The following is a 19,449-nucleotide window of genomic DNA, read 5'->3' on the forward strand; positions in this document are numbered from 1 at the left end:
GTAAAAAATAAATTATTTATCTATGGCCAATAGATTTCAATGCTAAGTTACTTTCACCTGCTGCACTAAAACTGCAGCAAGATATTAAATCAGGTACATAATCATTAATGAGCCCGGGAGGCGGTTCCATTAATAATTATATCTTCTTTTTTGAATAACAATATGCGCTTTCCAGTAGCTGATACCCTGAAAAAGCTACTTTTTTCCACCAACAAAGCTTCACTATTGCCACTGGCATGCTTGGTATCGGTATTGATCACTTTATTTGAATGATGTACGCTTATTGTATCAGCCACAATGGTATGACCAGTTACGATGTAATTAACTTGGAATTTTTGTAGGGTACTGTCTATCATGCTTTCTGCTTTTGCCCCACTATAATAATCCCGGTGCCAAAATGGTCCCACCTTAGCACTCATAATAATATTGGCTTTTTCACTACCATAGTTATCTTTCCTGATGGAATAATTGGACCTTGCCAATTGGTTGATCTCTTCTATAGTAACTGGTAGTTGATTAAGCTCCCTGGATATACCACCATGCGTAAACAGCATATCTCCAATTTTTTCTACGATATTTTTAGTGCGTAACCACCGGCCCAGTTCACTGTCTTCGTTATAAAGCGCTGTCAGCGTTCTACCCATCAACTTGGCGCTTTTGTGGTATTTGTCTTGTACATATCTGTGGTCGCCTTGCAGGTTCATGATCTCATGGTTACCTAATATAAAATGTACCATCCCCCCGGCTGCTTTAGCTTTTTTTTCGAGTGCGTAAATGAGCCATAGGCATTCTGTTACCTGATTGCCCCGGTCGAACATATCACCGGCAAATACGAGGTGCCCTTTACCAAATGCCCAGTTATATTTTTCATCCATCACTCCATTGGCTTGCAGCAATTGCCGAAACGGACCGAAATTGCCTTCAATATCTGAGAGTACCAACATTTTTTCAGGAGCAGCATAAATGGATGGAACTGATGCATGCTTTTTTTGCAGCCTGAACATGAAATCTTTTCCGGGCTGGTCCGTGACAGAGGCAAGGAGGGAAGTAGATTGTAGGCGAGTAGCAGAATCATCAGCGATATAATACCCTTGAATATTACCTTTTTCATGAAATACGTAAGGACCGTCTTTAAAGTTCATTATCCGGTTGTCGGCTATGGCAGCAAGTATTTGTTGAGGTGAAAATGTGCTTGCCAATGGATTGGATTTATTTATTATTACCCTGCCGGTATGATCATACATACGGATAGCAGGAAAGTCGGTTACATGAAAATCTTTAATTATTTCATGGTGATTACCCATGCCGCCGGTGTATAACTGTATTCCTTCTAAGGGCACATACTTCCCTTCCTGGATACTTTTTTTCCATTGCTCTTTATCGGTATCTATACAAACGTTCAGAAAAACAACTTTTGGATCGTTTTTGAATTGTTTTTGCAGTTGGGACAATTCTTTGGCTGTTTGTAAACACGGCTCACTTCCGGTATACCAGAAATTAACCACTGTAAATTTTCCATCCGTGAGTTTTTTCGGAAAAACATTATTCTGCATGTCTGAGAGGTTAAATAAAGGGATCTCTCCGCTATTAATACTGGATTCATGCTCCATTTCTTTTACCCATTTTTTGTAGGCAGGGAAGCCAGGCATTGCATAATAATCCTGTAGAATGGATTGTGTGATCCAGTTATAGTTACCCAATTCCTGAATAAGCTCTTCTCTGATAAAATAGCACAAAATCCGTTCGCGGAATAATCCTGTGAGGTTGGATTTAATGATATGATAAGATAGTTTTTTAAACACTGGTTGATTACGAATGGAGTCAGTGGGCATAAATCCAAAACGTCGGAATAATTCTGTTACGACAAAACTTTCCATATATCCACGATTTCCGATGCCTGGTAGATTTTGTATAGCACCCGCTCGAAACCAGGTAGCATTGGATTGGTACATAGTGCTATCCCATACTCGCACGAGATCATTGCTGGAGTATGAGAATGAGTCCGGTCGATTGGAAACAGCCGGGTTGGGCGTTACATAAAAATACAGCCAGCGGCTATATTCTGTATTACTTAAAAAAATGGCCTTCAGCCAGTCGTGCTCATATTGGGTTAGGCTGGACTTGCGGGAATCAAGAATTTGTAGGGCGCTTGTTACCTTATCATTCAGGTGGCGATGGAGTACCAAAAAACGGGACAGACTCTTGGGATACTTCTCACCGGTAGGGTAAGGTACATTCTCGCTTGCTTTAGTCATTTCATATTGTGTCTGAAATTTGGTAGCTCCTTTACCGGTAAAAACGGGTTTTCCTTGGTCATAGGTAATATGAATGCTGTCCCCTGGTAATATCAGGTAATCCCCTCCTAATATTGTGTTATTACGTACGATGCAGGGTTTATCCAATGAGAATTGCCAGGTATAAGTTTGCTGATGAATGGTAGCTTTTTCTCTCCACAAATAGGGCCTTTTTCTTTTATCATCACCGTTGGGAGAGAGGCTGTCTCCATCGAGCCGGAAAGGAAAAATTATATATTCTGCTCCCATAGTTTTAGGGACATGGGCATTTACCGTAAGTGGAACGAGGGTGTCAGTTCCTTCCCAAATCGGATGACTGGAGGTTGGTAGTTTTTCTGTATAGCCTGATAGATTGGCTACAATGACTACCTGATTTTTTTGTCCCAATGTCCAATGCTGACAGACAACGAGGAAAGCAATAATAAATAAGGTGTTTAACTTCATACTGGTTTATATTGGCCTTGTAATCAATACGATGGATTTTGCTGAATACCATAATTTACATCCGATAAAGGAATAGGCGTTATCGCTTTGTTGCTGGGGTAGGGCAAAGAGCGCGGTGCGCTGGAGATAGCATCCATCCTGCTCACGCCTTTTTTCCAACGTAGCAGATCCCACATCCGAAGTCCCTCGAAGGCTAACTCTTTCCTTCTTTCAATATATATGGAATCCAGCAAAGCCAAGCCTGTCGCAGTAGAATTGGCAGCAGCAGGATCTGCTCTCTGCCGAATAGCATCTAAAAAATTCTTTGAAGTAAGAGCGTCCCCCAAATGAGCGGACGCTTCAGCTACAGTGAGAAACATTTCTGATGACCTGATCACCGTAATATAATAAGAACGATGAAGATTATTTGCCGAGCCAAAACCCGAAACTACATTACTCGGAAATTTTCGTATGGAATCAATACCGTCAAGGGAAGTGGATATCCATTTTCTTCTGACGTCACCGGATCCCTGATTAAGTAATGTTGTAATATCATCGGTAGCAATAAAGAGGGTAAGGGTACCTCTAAAGTAACTTCCTTCAAAAATGGTAGTATAACTTCCGTTAACCACGTTGGTCGAAGAAGGTTCTATCTGGAATAAGGCCTCCGTTTCCCCTTTTCGAAAAAGGCTATCTGGATATTTGTGATTCGTTGGACTATTAATCATAAGAGGTACAGCCATGCATACTTCAACAGCAAAATCTTTTGCCTTTTGCCACTCTTCCTTGAAAAGATATATCCTTGCTAGAAGGGCTTTGGCAGCCAGCTGGTTCATAATGATCTTATTGTTATTGTTGGGAGTAAGCAGGGGAATTGCTTTGTTTAGGTCATCGATCATGCCATCATATACTTCTTTAACAGTATTACGATGAAACGGGGTGTTCCAATCCCAACTGGTAATATAAGGAACACCCAAATGGCTGGCATTAGTGGTGAAATTATAAGATTGTGCAAACGTATTAACCAAGATAAAATGAGCTAATGCCCTTAAGCTGTAAGCCTCTCCTGCTATCTGGTTGGCTTTTATCGGATCTTCATTCTTAAAGTCCTTGGCTTTTTCGATGACGAAACTACAATTGCGGATGAATTGATAACTATTCTTCCATAATTCATCTCCCCCATTGGGAGACCCAGATCTTGTCCCATTGGATTGATTCCACGTATAATGAGAGATAAGATAAGAAGGGTTCCTCAAACTAGGTTTAATATTATCTGCCGTTAGTTCGGACATTATCCTGTGCCCATTTAATGCCTCATTTAAGTTTTGTCCAAGTACAATATATATACCGTTTAGGTATTGCTGCAGGCTATTGAGATTATTCACATACTGTTCCCTGAGCAAGAAAGTATTGTCTTCCACATCAAGGAAAGATTTGTTGCAGGACAGGCTACTACAAAAGAGTAATGTAACAAAGTAATATTTTAGCTGCTTCATGATCTTTATATTTTTAAAACCTTTCTATAATTACGTAAACATTACAGGCTTACATTAATGCCAATTGAATACGACTGTGCTTGTGGATACTGAAAAAGTAGTAATCCCTGTACATTTACATTGCTGATGTCAGCTGTACCAGGTCTTTTGGTAGACCATAATGCCAAATTATATCCCTGGGCAAAAACCTTAAGTGAGTTTAAACGAAGGGGCTGAATCAGTTTCTTGGGCATATTATAGCTTATGGATACCGTTTGCAGACGTATGTAATCTCCATCGAATAGATTACGGGTGGAACTACGGGTATAAACGGAGTTATTCATTTGTCTTTTAGGATTGGTAGCTATATCGCCGGGTTTTTGCCACCGGTTTAAAGCGCTTTTCTGCTGGTTATCAAAAGGAGTGAACCCATCATTGATTAGTTTGGGATCAGCATTGTATACCTTAAAACCATACTGATAATAGAACTGGAATAAAAGAGAAATTCCTTTATAAATAAAAGTATTGGTGATGGAGCCGAATCCGTCAGGTTGTGGCTTGCCTACCCACTGACGTTTAGCAGCATTGAAATCAGTGTTGGACTTACCAGTAGAATCTACCCACATGCCCTCTCCTGTTGTCGGATCAACACCAGCCCACACTGGCAGATAAAAGGAATTAAAATTACGCCCTTCCTGATTAGCTAATTCACTGGTTCCGGATACCACCACCGGAAGTCGATTATTGGCCTTAACAAGCTTATTTTGATTGGTGCTCCAGTTCGCAGCTATGTTCCAGGAAAAATGGTTGGATTTAATAATTGTTGCAGATAGAGAAATCTCCACCCCTTTATTGACAATATCCCCTAAATTATCTTGAACAACAGTAAATCCACTGGCAGCAGGCAATTCCTTATTAAAAATCAGGTTCGAGGTTTTACGCTGATAAAAATCAGCCGTAAAAGAAAGCCTGTTATGCAACAATTGCAACTCAAGACCGGCATCCCAGGTAAATGTTCGTTCAGGTTCTATTAGGGTATTGGGGGGGACACTACTAGGCAGCAAACCAAGTGTGATACTATTCTGGTAATTTAAGGTAGTCAGCGTCTGATACTTGATATACCTATTGATTGCGGCGGCATTGCCTGCAGACCCGATGCTACCCCTTAGTTTCAGATAATTCAACCAGGATTGTGCACCCTTCATGAAGTTTTCTGCCGAAATGATCCAGCCTGCCCCTGCAGACCAGAAGGTATTAAAGGGCTGTTTCCCACCAAACTGGGAATAACCGTCTGAACGAATACTGGTAGAAGCAAAATATTTTTTTCTGAAATCATAGTTGATCTGTCCAAAATAAGATAAACCTGTTTGTTTAAGTTTATTGCCAGAGCTAGTTCTAACACCGGTTTGATCGATCTGGTCGCTTGTATAATACTGCAAGTAAGTACCTGTTGCCGTAACCGCTTGTTTCGTAATTAAGCGTGCTTCCTGGCCAGCTACCACATTCAAACCATGCTGTCCAATTTCCTTGGTAAAGTTGAGTATATTAGTATTAATGAGATTGGCATTACGTATGTTATCCTGACTGATCCTACCGACCCCTGTTACGTCCAATTCGATATCCAGTAACCTTGGATCCCTTTTGCTATTAGCTTCAGTAAATAAAAAGTCGATCCCTAAATTGGAAGTAAACCTAATTGCCTTTGACAGTTTTACCTCTGCAAACAATTTAGTTAGTCCGCGATAACTAGTATTCTGGTTGCTATTCAGATTAAGCGAGGCTACGGGATTAATTCCCCTAATAGGAACAGTATAGTTATAATAATACTCTCCATTTTCCAGGTATGCCGGGTTTAAAGGATAGGCAAAGAAGATGGATCCGTACTGAATAGCACGATCAGAAGAAAAATCCTGTACATTATAAGAAAATGCTGTATTCATTCCTATCTTCAACCAATCAGTCACGCTATTTTCAAAATTCAGCCGCGCAGATTTACGGTCGAATCCGGTCTTTCTGTAAACTCCATCCTGTTTGGTCCATTCAAAGTTTAAATAAAAGTTAGACCGGGCATTGCCACCAGATATCGACAGATCATTGGAAAAAGTAGCGGCATTGTCCTTGTATAATAAAGGTGTTAGGTCAGTAAACGGGTAAAAGCTACCATCAGCTCTTACGGGAAACTTCGATTTTAGGTCAGCAAGAATGTCTGCATCTGTAATACCAGGTGTACTATTACGATAAGTTTCATACAACAGCTCCATATATTCATCCTGGTTTACCAGTTCAATATTGTTCTTGATCCTATTAGCAATGTCTACCCGGCTGCGAAAACTTAATATCGTATTACCGGCTTTTCCTTTCTTTGTAGTGATCAGGATTACGCCATTGCTGGCGGTAGAACCATATAAGGCAATAGCGGCGGCATCTTTCAATACAGATATGGATTCTATATCAGAAGGGTTTAAAGTGGCCATAGGATTGTTAGCCGGTACTTCCCAAAGCTCCTGGTTTCGTCCTGCCGCTAATTGCGCATCCTGAGATACCGGAACACCATCTACCACCATCAATGGATTTCTGATAGTGGAATATCCTGTTAAAATATTCTCAGAAGTACCTGTAGCTATTCCCCTTAATACAAAGTTACTCAAACCTCCTCCCGGTTGACCTGTACCGGAAGTAACCAATAAACCCGGCACCAATCCTTGCAGGGATTTATCTACTGACATATTCGGCAAATTTTGAACCTCTTCTCCTTTTACTACGGTGACTGCACCTACATTACTACGTGAAGAAATTTTATTATAAGCTACCACAACTTCTTCCTCAGACTTAATAGAAATTGGTAGTTTGATCTCCATTGTCAGTTTATTACCGGTCAACTTTATCTGTTGAGTGATATGTCCTATAGAGCTTATTACAAGGATAGCATCTTCTTCAATCTCTGAAAGCGTGAAATACCCCTCTCCGTCTGTAGTAGTGCTCATATCACTACGACGTACCGTAATTGTAGCCCCCGCCAACGGATCGCCCTTTTCATTCAACACCCTGCCGCGCATGGAAATCTTTTTGGGATTACCAGCGGCAAAAGTATTCACCACAGGAACAGCCAATGCCTTTTCCTGCCGCGGTTTCACCACTACAATTTTATCTACGATGGTGTAAGTAAGGGGTTGATCCTGGAAACAGAGGGAAAGCACCTTGTCCAATGAAGTGTTGGATACTTGTATAGTCACTTTATTAGCACGGGAAATTTCACTTTCCGTGTACACGAAGCTGTAACCTGTTTGCTTGCGTATTTCTTTGAATACTTTATCCAGGGTTGCTTCCTTGAACGAAAGCGTAATATCCTGGGGCAGCTCTCCGTTGTGGGCTTGTACGCCGAGAGAGAATAGGAATGCCAAAATAATCAGTGCACCTTGCTGCCAGCGGTTATACAAATAACGGGTGGCGCTACTAACATACAGTCGTTGTTGGTCAGTTGTTGTAGAGAGTTGCATGTACAATAGTTTGTTCAAAATGATGTTGATGATGCGGAAAGGTGTAATGGTGCAATCATAAAGCAAGCGTTCCTTTCATCGGACTTCGGTCATTGTGAACAATCGTAGCAAATGGTTAAGTTCTTTGATCTCTGGTTTATTTCATAGCAAAAGGATTTCCGATCATCTCCATGAGGAGACAATTCACCTAAAAGGATAGTGAACTAAAACAAGGGTTACTTAATGTTGAGGTGCAATTTGTACGCGGCCTTCTTTATCCTGTCTTACGCACCAGCTCCACAGATCATGGATAAGTAGATACGTTCTAAGGTTTTCAGGATAGGTACATATAACAAAACTGCGACGCCATTCTTTTGTCAGAACAGTAGTCGCAGTTTAGTGATGTCTTTAATGGCCACACCATACGCCGTGCGTGCAGTTGTACTAATCTTCCGGATGTCATCATCATTGAGTGCCTTATACTCATACAAGTTAGCTTAACAACCCTTTAACCGGTCGTATGGTTTTCAAATAATAGGTAGGTTAATGGTCTATGTATAATGATACAATAGTGATTATACTTTTTTAACAGTGATCTTCCGGCCTTCGATCTCGAACTTTACTTTCTCTGTCAACTCCAGGTATTGCAACACTTTACTCACGGGCACATTCCGGGACATCCACATGATGGTAAATTTTTCATCCGTACGACCTCCCTCATACTCAACTTCTACATCATAGCTCCGGGCTATTTCCCGCATAATAGTTTCTATCGAGGCTTTATTGTAAACAAAAGCAGCGTCTTTCCAGGCAACAGCCTCTTCAGTGTCCGCAGCTACTACTTTAAAAGGATCATTGTTGTCGGCAGCGATTGCTTTTCCTGCCAATATCGCCTGCTGACCGGGGGAAAGAAGGCGTGAGTTGCGGCCCACAGGCGCGCCGCCAGAAACGGGAACAGGCGTCACTCTTACGCTTCCTTCCAACAAGGTCGTTCTTATAGCTGACTCATCTGAATAACTCATGATATTGAAATGCGTGCCCAACACATCCACCTGCATGCCGTTCAACTTCACAATAAATGGTTTTCTTTTGGGCGCTGCTCCTGTACTGCCGGGTATCATGCTTTTAGCGACCTCGAAATACGCCTCACCTGTCAACTCCACCACCCGCTCATCGCCCGTAAACGTCGTGGGATATTTTAAGGAGGATACCGAATTGAGCCATACCACACTATTATCTGCCAGCACTATCTTGTATTTACCACCTCTGTTTGTACTGATGGTATTATATTGAACTACTGATTCACGATTCACATCTGACGATTCACGGTATTCAATCGTCCCATTATCCTGCTTCACTATTTCCATCGTTCCCTGCTCTGCCAGTTGACCATTATTCGCATCATCCAGGTTGATGGTGTTGCCATTGGCCAACCGCAGCACTGCATTGTTACCAGTAGGCGCGGCCACATCATTTTTGTACTTACTCTTGTTAACGACTTTCGCTATGCTTTCCTTTTGGGTATTGTTGAAAGCAAAGTACCAAACACCCAAACCCGTCATTAATAATACGGCAGCCACCCCTGCATAGCGCATCCACCTGATGCGTCTTACCGGCGTTTCATCCAGTTCAGGCGCCATAGAAATGATCTTGGCCCATGTTGCCCTTTTATCTTCACTATGCTCGTTCAGGTCCTGGCTCATGCGGTACTCATCACACAATTCTTCAAATAAGTCCTTGTTTTCCTTCGATTCATTGATCCATTGGTCAAGCGTTTGCCTTTCCAAAGGAGTGATCGTTCCTTCCAGTTTCTTAATAATGAGTGCCGATATAGGATGCAAAGACTTCCGCATGTTCTTATTTAAGGGGGTTAAATTTGAAGCACGATAATACTCATATTTTCACGATCGATATACAACTTGTATCTAACCCCGGTACAATTTGTACACACTTAGAACGAACAAACCCTGGATTGTCCCGGTGATTGTCCTTTCTTTTTAGAAATATTTTCGATAAAAAATGATTTTGCCGCTCCGTTTAGCCGTATATTAATTTATCATTACCCAAGTATGAAGTAATTGCTATTTCTGAATACATTTCCTGCCAGTTGTAAGTACCCGAATCAGGCAATAGAAAAATATCTATAGTAGGATCAACGATCAATCTGAAGAAGGATAAATACGAACAATCGTTTGTTACGTATCTACTTGTAGAAAGATGGCTCATAGTCCCTGACCCGCTCCGCGATAAAAAGGAGCAAATAGAGCATCAGTGCTAATAACGGGCAGGCTCCTTTGGAAAGACTTAGTGTATCACGTACGTTTGTCTTGTCACTATTGATGACAGCAGTGCAGAAAAGGATAGAAGGTTTTTACACCAATTTGCAAGCGTAAGCAGCAGAAGCAGGTAAACAGGAAATGAACACAGTGGGTATCGAATAGGAGTCAGGGAGCAACTAAGCGTAGATGGCCTATGGATGGTGTATAGATACTGTATAGATGGTGTATACATAGAGTATCAAAATAGCAGTGCAAAGAAAATCCGCAGTTTTAGCCAAAAACAGCAGGGCCTTTTTTTATACTATTACACAGCTGATGATCAAAGATTAACCACCAACACGGGAATTGTTAGTTCATGACGAACGGAGTTGATGGTTTCACCATAGAGCCAATCTTTAACACCGGTGTGGCGGTGGGCGCCGATCACCAGCATATCTGCTCCGTTCTCTTTTACCAGTCGAACGATCTCTTTGGCACGGTTGCGGAAGCCGAGGTGGCCGGTAGTGACAAAGCCACGCTCCTGTAGCTGACGAATATAGAATTGTAAGCGTTCTTCATCGGCACGCGTCTCAGCATCATCGCTCTCTTGTCCCAGCAACCTGGCCGAAGCACTTTCTACGATGTGTATGAGCACATACTCAGAATCTGTTTTTCCCTGGCCAATGGCATGCGCCAGCAACGCTGAATCATTCTCTCCAAATTCCAGCGCCACGGCAATCTTCTTATACGTAGGCACCACCAGCGGCTTCAAGCCTTCCACATCGGGGTGCATTTGTATCGACACCGGTTTGTCGCGCTTACTAAAGAAGGGATAGAAGATCGTAAACACCAACAACAGGAGAAATAATAATCCGCCAACAATGATGAGTACTTTCCAGACAAAGTTTCCTGGCTCATTAAATACCTTACTGGCTTCATTCATCACCATCTTGATATTGAGGTATACCAGCACCGTCGCTATCAACCAGGCAGCCGCCTGCACAATGGGCTTGATGGCAAAGCCACCCATCGTCTTCTTATCGCTCACAAAGTGAATGAGGGGTATCACGGCAAATCCCAATTGCATGCTGAGGATCACCTGACTTAAGATCAAGAGACTATCAACTTCCTTGTCGCCAAAAATATAGATAACGATCAGCGCGGGCACAATGGCTAATAAACGGGTAAGCAGCCGGCGTATCCAGGGATTGATGCGCAAACGCAGGTATCCTTCCATCACGATCTGGCCGGCCAGCGTGCCGGTAACGGTCGAGCTTTGTCCGGCGGCTATTAATGCAACAGCAAATAGTATAGGAGCTACCCGCGTTCCCAACGCATCAGACAACAAGGTATGGGCATCTTTTATTTCATCTACCACAAGGCCTTGCTTAAAGAAAGCCGTAGCTGCCAATATCAGGATGGCCGCATTGACCAGGAATGCAATATTGAGTGCAATAGCGGAATCCCAAAAACTCCATTTCAGCGCTTGTTTGATCCCATCTTTCGACCGGTTGATTTTCCTGGTTTGCACCAGTGCAGAATGCAGGTACAGGTTATGCGGCATTACCGTGGCGCCGATGATACCGATGGCTATATACAAAGCTTCATCTGAAGGCAAACGCGGAATGAGGCCGGAAGCTACATCAGTAAGTGCTGGCTTCGCCAGTATGATCTCTATAAGAAACGAAAATGCTACAATGGCTACCAGACCAATGATAAACACTTCCATCTTCCGCATGCCCAACCGCTGCAGGTATAATAACAGAAACGTATCTAAAACAGTAATCCCTACGCCCCATAAAATGGGCATGCCGGTGAGCAGGTGGATACCAATGGCCATGCCCAGCACTTCAGCCAGGTCGGTAGCGGCAATAGCTACTTCCGCCAGTATATAGAGGAAGAAGTTGATGGTCTTGGGGTAAGTTTCGCGGTTGGCCTGGGCAAGGTCGCGGCCACGCACGATGCCCAACCGTGCAGAAAGACTTTGCAGCAAGAGGGCCATGATATTACTCATCAGTAATACCCAGATGAGTGTATAGCCAAACTTGCTACCGCCGGCGAGGTCGGTGGCCCAGTTGCCGGGGTCCATATAGCCAACACTTACCAGGTAGGCGGGTCCAAAGAATGCCAGCACTCTTTTCCAGCCGATGGCTTTATTGTTAACGTCTATTGATTCGTGTACTTCGCTGAGTGACTGTTCGTGTTTAACTCTATTCATCATACTTTACAAACACATTTTTAGCTACATGCTCGCTGACAGTAACCATCGATTGGTTCCTGATCTTTAGCTCCAGTGAATTATCGAAAGCGAATTTCTTTTTTACTTCCAGTTTTGTTCCCAGCGCTATCCCTTTATCACCCAACAGCTCCAACATCTCGGGGCTCTGATCGCCAATGCTACTCACCTCTGCTACTTTATTGAGTGGCAAGTTCAGCAGGTCCACTTGTTTGGGCAACGTAAACTTGCCATTGCTGTCAGGGATAGGATCTCCATGAGGATCCGATTTCGGGAATCCGAGGTATTCATCCAGCCGGTCTATCAATTTTTTGCTGCTGATGTGTTCCAGTTCTTCCGCAATCTCATGCACCTCATCCCAGCCAAAGCTCAGCTTCTCTACCAGGAAGTATTCCCACAACCGGTGTTTGCGGATAATCTGCAATGCCACCTTGCGGCCTTCGTTACTCAACTTGAACCCCTTGTATTTCTCATAGATCAATAGCTTCTGTGCCTTGAGCTTTTTAAGCATGTCGGTCACGGAAGCCGGCCGGGTTTGCAATTCATTGGCAACGTCGTTGGTGGTTACTATACCATCGCTTTTTTGGAGATGGAAGATGGCCTTGAGGTAGTTTTCTGTGCTGCTGGTGTATTTAACGCTCATAACTGGTCTACATGCGAGTGGCGCCTAAAATTAATTTTAGACAAATCTAAAATTAAATCCTGACAATTAAAACACAATATTTTCAATGAGTGGGGGGGATGTATTACTTTTAATCGTGAATGCTTATGTTTCAACCCGGTTTATGAAAAAGTACTTTTTCTGGCTGCCCTTTTTCTTGTTGATCATTGCCTGTAAAGGAAAGAAAACTTCTCTCCAGGATAATGAGACGGTGACTATTGAAGAATTTATTGAGTTTTTCCCCGAAACGCCGCTACCCATCCGTATTGCTGACACTACCTTGGTAAGAAAATCCACAGATTCTCTCCAGATCGGATATAAGATATTTACGCAATTCGTTCCCGACAGCCTCATCAAAAAAGACTTTGGTAAGGGTGTAACGCCCCGGATATTCCCCCTGGGCAGGACCCAGGAGAAGGACAAAGAAACTTACCTGTTTATCAAAGCTACTACCGGCTCAAAGCGCATTGCCTACCTGGCCACTTTCAGCGATAAAAATGAGTTCCTGCAGATGCTGCCGCTGGTAAAAACTGGCTTCGATTCCTATTCTTCCGCTTATGGCGTACTGGACAAAAAGTTCCAGATCACTACCTACCACGAGAAGAAGCGGGCCAATAGCGAGACATCCTTTAAGCGTAATGTGTACATTTATAATAGTGGCGCAAACGAGTTTACGCTTATCCTGACTGAGCCCAATGAGGAGATCATTGAAAATGTCATCAATCCTATCGATACTTTTTCGGCTAAGAACAAGTTCTCTGGCGACTATGTAAAGGATAAGAAGAATTTCATTTCTGTGCGTGATGGACGCCATGCCAATGAGCCGATGATCTTTGTGCACTTTGAGAAAAACGACTGTCGCGGCGAGCTGAAAGGCGCTGCCCGTTTGGTATCGGCCAATACTGCCATTTTCAAGGAAAGCGGCAACCCTTGCGAGCTTGAGTTTACCTTCAGTAATTCCCAGGTAGTGATGAAAGAAACCGGTGGTTGTGGCTCATACCGGGACTTCAAATGTTTCTTTGAAGGCACCTACCCGAAGAAAAAAGCGGCGAAGAAGAAGTGAGCCTACAAGATCCCCCACCCTGCCGTGCAATAACCGTTCTTTTGTTCCGTTGGTATTTCGTTAATAATGTGTTGACTCTATAAATGCAATACATTTAATATTTTACCAGTATATTGCACCCTTGTTGTGTATTTTATACACATATAATTTGACGACTAAGTTTTTTACTATATGAGTTTTACCAATTTTACTGTACCGTACCAGCTTGACGAGCGCTTCAATAAGAAGGTGGCCTATTTTTCTATGGAGTTTGCTGTGCACCAGCCCCTGAAGATCTATAGTGGTGGTTTGGGCTTTTTGTCGGGCTCTCACCTGCGGAGCGCGTATGAGTTGCGCCAAAACATGATCGGCATCGGCATTTTGTGGAAATATGGTTATTATGACCAGGCGCGCAACCAGGACCAGACACTGCAAGTGACCTGGATGGAGAAGAATTATAGCTTCCTCGAAGATACCGGCATTAAATTTCAGATCATCATTCATGATCACCCCGTATGGGTAAAGGTCTTTTACCTGAATCCCGAAACCTTCCGCACGGCGCCACTTTTCCTGCTGAGCACCGACCTGCCGGAGAATGACTATGTGTCGCAAACGATCACCCATCGCCTGTATGATGCCAACGTGGCTACCAAAGTAGCGCAGTTCATCCTGTTGGGTGTAGGTGGCGCCAAGCTGGTTGATGAATTGAATTTCAACCCCGATCGTTATCACCTTAATGAAGCGCATGGCGTTTCCTCCGTGTTCTATCTCTATAAGAAGTTTGGCAATGTAGAAGAGATCAGGAAGCGCCTGGTATTTACCACGCACACGCCTGAGGAAGCCGGTAATGAAAAGCACGATATCAATCTTTGTCATAAAATGAGTTATTTCTGTGGGCTGGGCCTTGATGAAGTGCGTAAGCTGACTGGCCTGCAGGATGATCAATTCAATCACTCATTGGTGGCGCTTCGCTTTGCGCACCTCGCCAATGGCGTATCGGCGTTGCATGGAGAAGTATCCCGGCAGATGTGGGGCAAGTATCCCGGCATTTGTCCGATCATTTCCATCACCAATGCACAGAACTGGAGTTATTGGGCCGATAAGCAATTGTACCGTGCTACGGATGAAAGTAACGACACCTGGTGGGATGACCGCAAGAAATACCTGAAGAAACGTGCTTTTGAAGTGGTGGCCGATCAAACGGGTAAGATCTTTAATCCCAATGCGCTGACCATTGTATGGGCACGCCGTTTTGCGGGTTATAAAAGAGCTGAGTTCCTGACCCGTGACAAGGCCCGCTTTGAGAAGCTGTTGTCCAACACAAAGTATCCTGTACAGATCATTTGGGCTGGAAAGCCTTACCCAATGGATTACCCGGCTATCAATGAATTCAACAACCTCGTTCACCTGAGCAAGAACTATAAGAATGTGGCCGTGCTCGTTGGTTATGAGTTGGGCCTTTCCAAACGGTTGAAGCAAGCAGCTGATATCTGGTTGAATAACCCGCGTGTGCCGCGTGAAGCATCAGGCACCAGTGGTATGACGGCTGCTATGAACGGCGCAGTCAACTTCTCTACCGATGATGGCTGGATCCCCGAGTTCATTGATCATGCGCACAATGGCTTTGTGGTTCCCAAGGCTGATTATGCACGCATGAATACACAGGAGCAGGATGATTATGATTACAACAAGCTGTATGATATCCTGGAAAAGGAAATCCTGCCGCTCTACTATGAGCAATATGACACCTGGCGTAAGGTAGCTCAGAATGGCATGCGTGATGTTCGTTTTGAATTCGATGCGGGCCGCATGGCGACTGAGTATTATGAGAAGCTGTATAAATAGCGGTAAGAGGTAGGCAGTAAGAAGCGTTAGGTTGAAAATGAAATGTCTCTTATTGAGTACTATATTAGAAGCAAAAGCCTGGGCATAAGTCCAGGCTTTCGCTTTTATTGTTTATTGAGTTGTGCTACAAAGCTGTTGTAGGTAGCGCATTCTTCTATGAGTTCTTTATAATAATCTTTATCAAATCCTCTTTGTGTCAGTAGTTCCGGGTAGTGGTCCGGTATTTTTCCGGCTTCCCGCTTGAAGACGCTCATAGCACGATAGTTCTGAAACTTTTTATCGCACTGACGCGCCATATAAGCGCATAGGGAAGCCAGCTTTTTGTCTTTCGCCAACGTCATTGCTTTTATATAGTATGCTCTTGCGCGGACGCAACCATAGTAGGCATCGTTGAACCGGCTAACAGTAAAGTCTTTTGCGTATTCGCTATAGTCGCTCGCGGATGACCAGGGCTTTGATAAGATCCAGAATTTACCATGCCAGGTAAGGTTATAGTAGGCATTAGCCAGTTTATAATAATGTAAAGCGGCGTTCTTTTTGTCCTCCGCTGCTTTTTGCTTTAGCCTGATCATGCCTGCCACTACCTGTATCTTATCATAGTCTTCTTCGCCTTTTTCCTGGCTGCGGGCATGATTGATGTTTAGATAAAAGGGATTTCCTTTTACGTATTCATCATAAGGATGCTTTAGCCAAAAGGTATCGGGTATTTGCTTTAATACTGCCAGTGCTTTTTCCAGGCTGTCCTGCCGTATGTACCAGCCTGCTTTAAGGTCCATGAGCTTGTTGATATTCCACTTTTCTTTGGGGTCGTCTTTTGCCCACTCATAATATTCATAAGGAGTAGCTACTGTACCCTGGGTAACGAATCTTTCGAACGGCGTTTTCGATCCTTTTTGCAGTAGGTGGAATATTTCATTATAATCATTTGCGGTAGCTGTCTCCCACATCATCTCGTATACACTCTTGTAAGTGTCGATAGAAAGAAGCCCCAATGCACGACGGGTTTTACCCAATAGCAAGAGGCCTTTTGCGCGCTGCCCATTGCGGATGAGTTTTTTACCGGTATACAGTATCAGTTGGTCTTTCATGTATCCGGGGCTGTGTACACCTAACCTGGAGGCTGGCGCCAACAACAGGTGCATAAGTTTGTCTTCTGTTGTTTTATCAAACGAGGAATCTACTTCAAGGCGAAGCAGGAGATCGTTTATCTGTATTTGGGTCTTTATATTCGCCGGCAGGTTGGGCATCCGGGAAGCTGCTTCCAAATGCTGCCGTGACAACGACGGCATACCTTGTATAAAGGCCAGGTGGGCTGCACACAGTTGTAGCAATGGCCGGTCTTGCTGTTTTCTTTCTGCCAGTAGCTGTTTTACAAAATCGTAGAGCTGTCTGGCATAGAGCTGGTCCATTTTGCAATTCTTCTCTTTGACTTCATCTACCTCACCATACCAGCCTTGAGGGGTAGCGGGTTCAAATCCGGTTACTTTATTGGTCAGCAGCCAATCTTCTGCTTTGTTGATCTCCCGCAAGAGCAAGAAAGGAATTTCTTTGTACCAGGGTTCGCGGCTATAAATGTATTTGATGTTGTGCAAGGCTCTTCCCGGATCTCTAAAAGCTTTCATGGCATATAGCACCGTGCGTTCATGTTCATTGGTAGTGAATGGCAACACTTTTTTCAGGTTCACTTCTCTGAATCCCCAGAGGCAATATTTACGATTAAAGTTTGACCGGTCAAATACACGTGACATGAGATAATACTTCTCCGGTTCAGGAGCTGTTCGTGCCCGGTCGTATAGGGCGGCATATTGTATCCAGCTATCGATCTTTTCGTCAGCTACCTTCTGCTGCCATTTCGCAGCAGTATTGTATGAATAGTCATAACCATACAGACGTACCAATTGGTAAGCGAGGCGCATACGAATGTTAGCGTTGGTAGAGGATGCATACCGGGATTCTGCTTCACTGATCAATTTATCGCGGGTGGGATCGGCATATTTATTTTCCTGCCAGGGGTCGGGGTTAGCGGTGTAGAGTTCTATCTTTTTTGCCAGCCTCATGTAGTTCAATAGTTCTTTATTACGTGGCTGCAGCAATAGCCTGGCAAAGGAATTGGTTTTGGATAACTTGTCCAGGCTGACCAGAAATTCATTGGGTTCTGCACTGTATATGATTGCATCAACATCCTGTTCATTGGTTTTGCCGCCTATCAGGGCTATCCATTCTTGCACATTCTGCCGGTAGTGGGGTGGCGTGCTTGCGGGCTGATCATCCGGAAAGAACGCTAACGTAGAAAAATAGTAAGGGCTTAACTCGGGTTGATTCGAGAGATCGGGCTGTAGCAGCCAGAACCGGTATTCGCCGGGCCAGATATAGAATCCGCAGGCCCGTGCTACTTTTTTGGGGAGTATCAGTAATGTGCTAATGCACAAAACCATTATACACCTGCTCGATCGTTTCATGTTGGTAGTTTTTTATTTCTGCGTCGGAGAGTTCGAAGAGTGTTACCGTGAAGGAATCTGTATTGATAGCTTTCCCGGCCAGTTGGGCTGCCTGCCGCAATGTTTGTTCATCTATTTTCTCCAACCTGATCTCATCGCCTGGCCGGAGGAAAACATCGTAGAAAACGGTGTCGGCTGTTACTTTCCAGGTATTGTCGCGGGTATTACGGAGGAAGGTACTTTTCTGTAGCGTATCCGGGTTAAGATCATTTTCTATCTGGTAGAATTTTCCCTGCCTGAATACAATGCCCCAGGAGTATGCCGGCAGGGCTACATCCAATGGTAATGGATAGGGCCTGTTGCCTGTAAAGTAGGTCTTGGCTTTTTTGTAATCGAAGATGGAGTTGGTAGAGGCATAGTCGGTAAGCTTCTCCACATTGTAAATCATCAACATACCGCGATCGACCGGCGGGACGCCTGTTTTAGTGGGGTACTTGTATTGGTGCAGACGAATGGTAGCGGTAATGGCTATTGACTCACCAGCCAGTTGCCGGCGTATTTCCTGCAGGAAGTAGAAGTATTTATCTTTTGTGGTAGCGCTCCAGTCGCAATCGAATTGTATTTCATGGGGTACTGGCATTCGTCTCCCCCACCGTTCAGATGGGATGGCTTGCTCGTCGAACCCGGGCAGGCATTTGCGCAGGATGCGGGTAGCCAGCAAGGGAATATCAGTAGAGTCGGTATGCCGGAATGTTTTGTTGGTGATGAATATGACCGGCACTACCTGTATTGCCATGCTGTCGTAGGTCCGCAAGGCATACGCTATTTCATGTACATCGGTAATAGTAAGGGGATGCGCCTGGTTGACCTCGTTCCAATCTATGTCGAGACACTTGGCGTACAGCTTTTGCATTCCATGTTGGCGGAGGAAGTTTTTCTCTGATTCCTGCAAGTAGGTGCTGTTGCGCCAGTAATAGTAGGCACGGGTCACTTGCTTTTCTTTGCAGGAAAAGAGGAATACAGGAAACAATGATAATAATAAGAGGCGGGGAAACGAGAGAGGGGTCATACAGGCGGCGCCACATTTTACAGGTTGCTGCCGTTATACCAAATATACTATAGCGTTGGGGCGATTTGCAAATACAGGATTGTTAAATGTTGTCTAAAGACAAAATTTTTTCCGTTGCTATGGGAATCCGGAATGTTTGTCTACTTTTGATATCTCAATTTTTCCTTTATGGAAAGTGATCATTGTAATATTCATTTTCTTTCTCTTTACCGGACCATCCGGTTCACCATTC

The 19,449-nt window shown here is 43.8% G+C and carries 10 protein-coding genes; 2 read left to right on the forward strand and 8 right to left on the reverse strand.

Features of this window, described 5'->3' with window-relative positions:
• Positions 1-104: 104 nt before the first annotated feature.
• The 6 genes from AC5JBY_RS24050 to AC5JBY_RS24075 all read right to left on the reverse strand — a co-directional run bounded on the left by AC5JBY_RS24050 (position 105) and on the right by AC5JBY_RS24075 (position 12,805).
• Complete coding sequence (locus tag AC5JBY_RS24050; RefSeq protein WP_495907212.1) at positions 105-2,738, reverse strand: metallophosphoesterase; 2,634 nt, start codon at positions 2,736-2,738, stop codon at positions 105-107.
• 23 nt (positions 2,739-2,761) lie between these two features.
• The gene (locus AC5JBY_RS24055) at positions 2,762-4,213 is read right to left on the reverse strand and encodes a RagB/SusD family nutrient uptake outer membrane protein (RefSeq protein ID WP_495907213.1); all 1,452 of its coding nucleotides are present in this window, start codon (positions 4,211-4,213) and stop codon (positions 2,762-2,764) included.
• A 41-nt stretch (positions 4,214-4,254) separates the two neighbouring features.
• Positions 4,255-7,689 (reverse strand): SusC/RagA family TonB-linked outer membrane protein, encoded by a 3,435-nt coding sequence (locus AC5JBY_RS24060; protein ID WP_495907214.1) that lies wholly within the window; start codon positions 7,687-7,689, stop codon positions 4,255-4,257.
• A gap of 554 nt (positions 7,690-8,243) precedes the next feature.
• Positions 8,244-9,521, reverse strand: coding sequence for a FecR family protein (locus AC5JBY_RS24065; protein WP_495907215.1), 1,278 nt, complete (start codon positions 9,519-9,521; stop codon positions 8,244-8,246).
• A 745-nt stretch (positions 9,522-10,266) separates the two neighbouring features.
• A complete protein-coding gene (locus AC5JBY_RS24070) occupies positions 10,267-12,147 on the reverse strand; it encodes an Nramp family divalent metal transporter (RefSeq protein ID WP_495907216.1) in 1,881 nt (626 codons plus the stop codon).
• Positions 12,137-12,805: a metal-dependent transcriptional regulator gene (locus tag AC5JBY_RS24075; RefSeq protein WP_495907217.1), complete on the reverse strand. Its 669-nt coding sequence runs from the start codon at positions 12,803-12,805 to the stop codon at positions 12,137-12,139. Before AC5JBY_RS24075 ends, AC5JBY_RS24070 begins: the two co-directional genes overlap by 11 nt.
• Before the next feature lie 142 nt (positions 12,806-12,947).
• Between AC5JBY_RS24075 and AC5JBY_RS24080 the strand changes: the two genes are divergently transcribed.
• Both AC5JBY_RS24080 and glgP read left to right on the forward strand, forming a co-directional pair.
• Positions 12,948-13,886, forward strand: a complete 939-nt coding sequence (locus tag AC5JBY_RS24080; RefSeq protein WP_495907218.1) for a hypothetical protein — start codon at positions 12,948-12,950, stop codon at positions 13,884-13,886.
• Positions 13,887-14,057: 171 nt separating this feature from the next.
• A complete protein-coding gene (gene glgP / locus AC5JBY_RS24085) occupies positions 14,058-15,710 on the forward strand; it encodes an alpha-glucan family phosphorylase (RefSeq protein ID WP_495907219.1) in 1,653 nt (550 codons plus the stop codon).
• A gap of 104 nt (positions 15,711-15,814) precedes the next feature.
• Here glgP and AC5JBY_RS24090 read toward each other — a convergent pair whose 3' ends face one another.
• Together AC5JBY_RS24090 and AC5JBY_RS24095 are read right to left on the reverse strand one after the other, a co-directional pair.
• The gene (locus tag AC5JBY_RS24090) at positions 15,815-18,169 is read right to left on the reverse strand and encodes a hypothetical protein (RefSeq protein WP_495907220.1); all 2,355 of its coding nucleotides are present in this window, start codon (positions 18,167-18,169) and stop codon (positions 15,815-15,817) included.
• A complete protein-coding gene (locus tag AC5JBY_RS24095; RefSeq protein WP_495907221.1) occupies positions 18,129-19,217 on the reverse strand; it encodes a hypothetical protein in 1,089 nt (362 codons plus the stop codon). The genes AC5JBY_RS24090 and AC5JBY_RS24095 overlap by 41 nt, the downstream gene beginning before the upstream one ends.
• Positions 19,218-19,449: the final 232 nt, after the last annotated feature.

The organism is Paraflavitalea sp. (genome assembly GCF_059502485.1).

Excerpts from the sequence above, each read along its gene's own strand:
- AC5JBY_RS24050 (WP_495907212.1), bottom strand. The coding sequence starts at position 2,738 with ATGAAGTTAAACACCTTATTTATTATTGCTTTCCTCGTTGTCTGTCAG.
- AC5JBY_RS24055 (WP_495907213.1), bottom strand. The coding sequence starts at position 4,213 with ATGAAGCAGCTAAAATATTACTTTGTTACATTACTCTTTTGTAGTAGC.
- AC5JBY_RS24060 (WP_495907214.1), bottom strand. The coding sequence starts at position 7,689 with ATGCAACTCTCTACAACAACTGACCAACAACGACTGTATGTTAGTAGC.
- AC5JBY_RS24065 (WP_495907215.1), bottom strand. The coding sequence starts at position 9,521 with ATGCGGAAGTCTTTGCATCCTATATCGGCACTCATTATTAAGAAACTG.
- AC5JBY_RS24070 (WP_495907216.1), bottom strand. The coding sequence starts at position 12,147 with ATGATGAATAGAGTTAAACACGAACAGTCACTCAGCGAAGTACACGAA.
- AC5JBY_RS24075 (WP_495907217.1), bottom strand. The coding sequence starts at position 12,805 with ATGAGCGTTAAATACACCAGCAGCACAGAAAACTACCTCAAGGCCATC.
- AC5JBY_RS24080 (WP_495907218.1), top strand. The coding sequence starts at position 12,948 with ATGAAAAAGTACTTTTTCTGGCTGCCCTTTTTCTTGTTGATCATTGCC.
- glgP (WP_495907219.1), top strand. The coding sequence starts at position 14,058 with ATGAGTTTTACCAATTTTACTGTACCGTACCAGCTTGACGAGCGCTTC.
- AC5JBY_RS24090 (WP_495907220.1), bottom strand. The coding sequence starts at position 18,169 with ATGAAACGATCGAGCAGGTGTATAATGGTTTTGTGCATTAGCACATTA.
- AC5JBY_RS24095 (WP_495907221.1), bottom strand. The coding sequence starts at position 19,217 with ATGACCCCTCTCTCGTTTCCCCGCCTCTTATTATTATCATTGTTTCCT.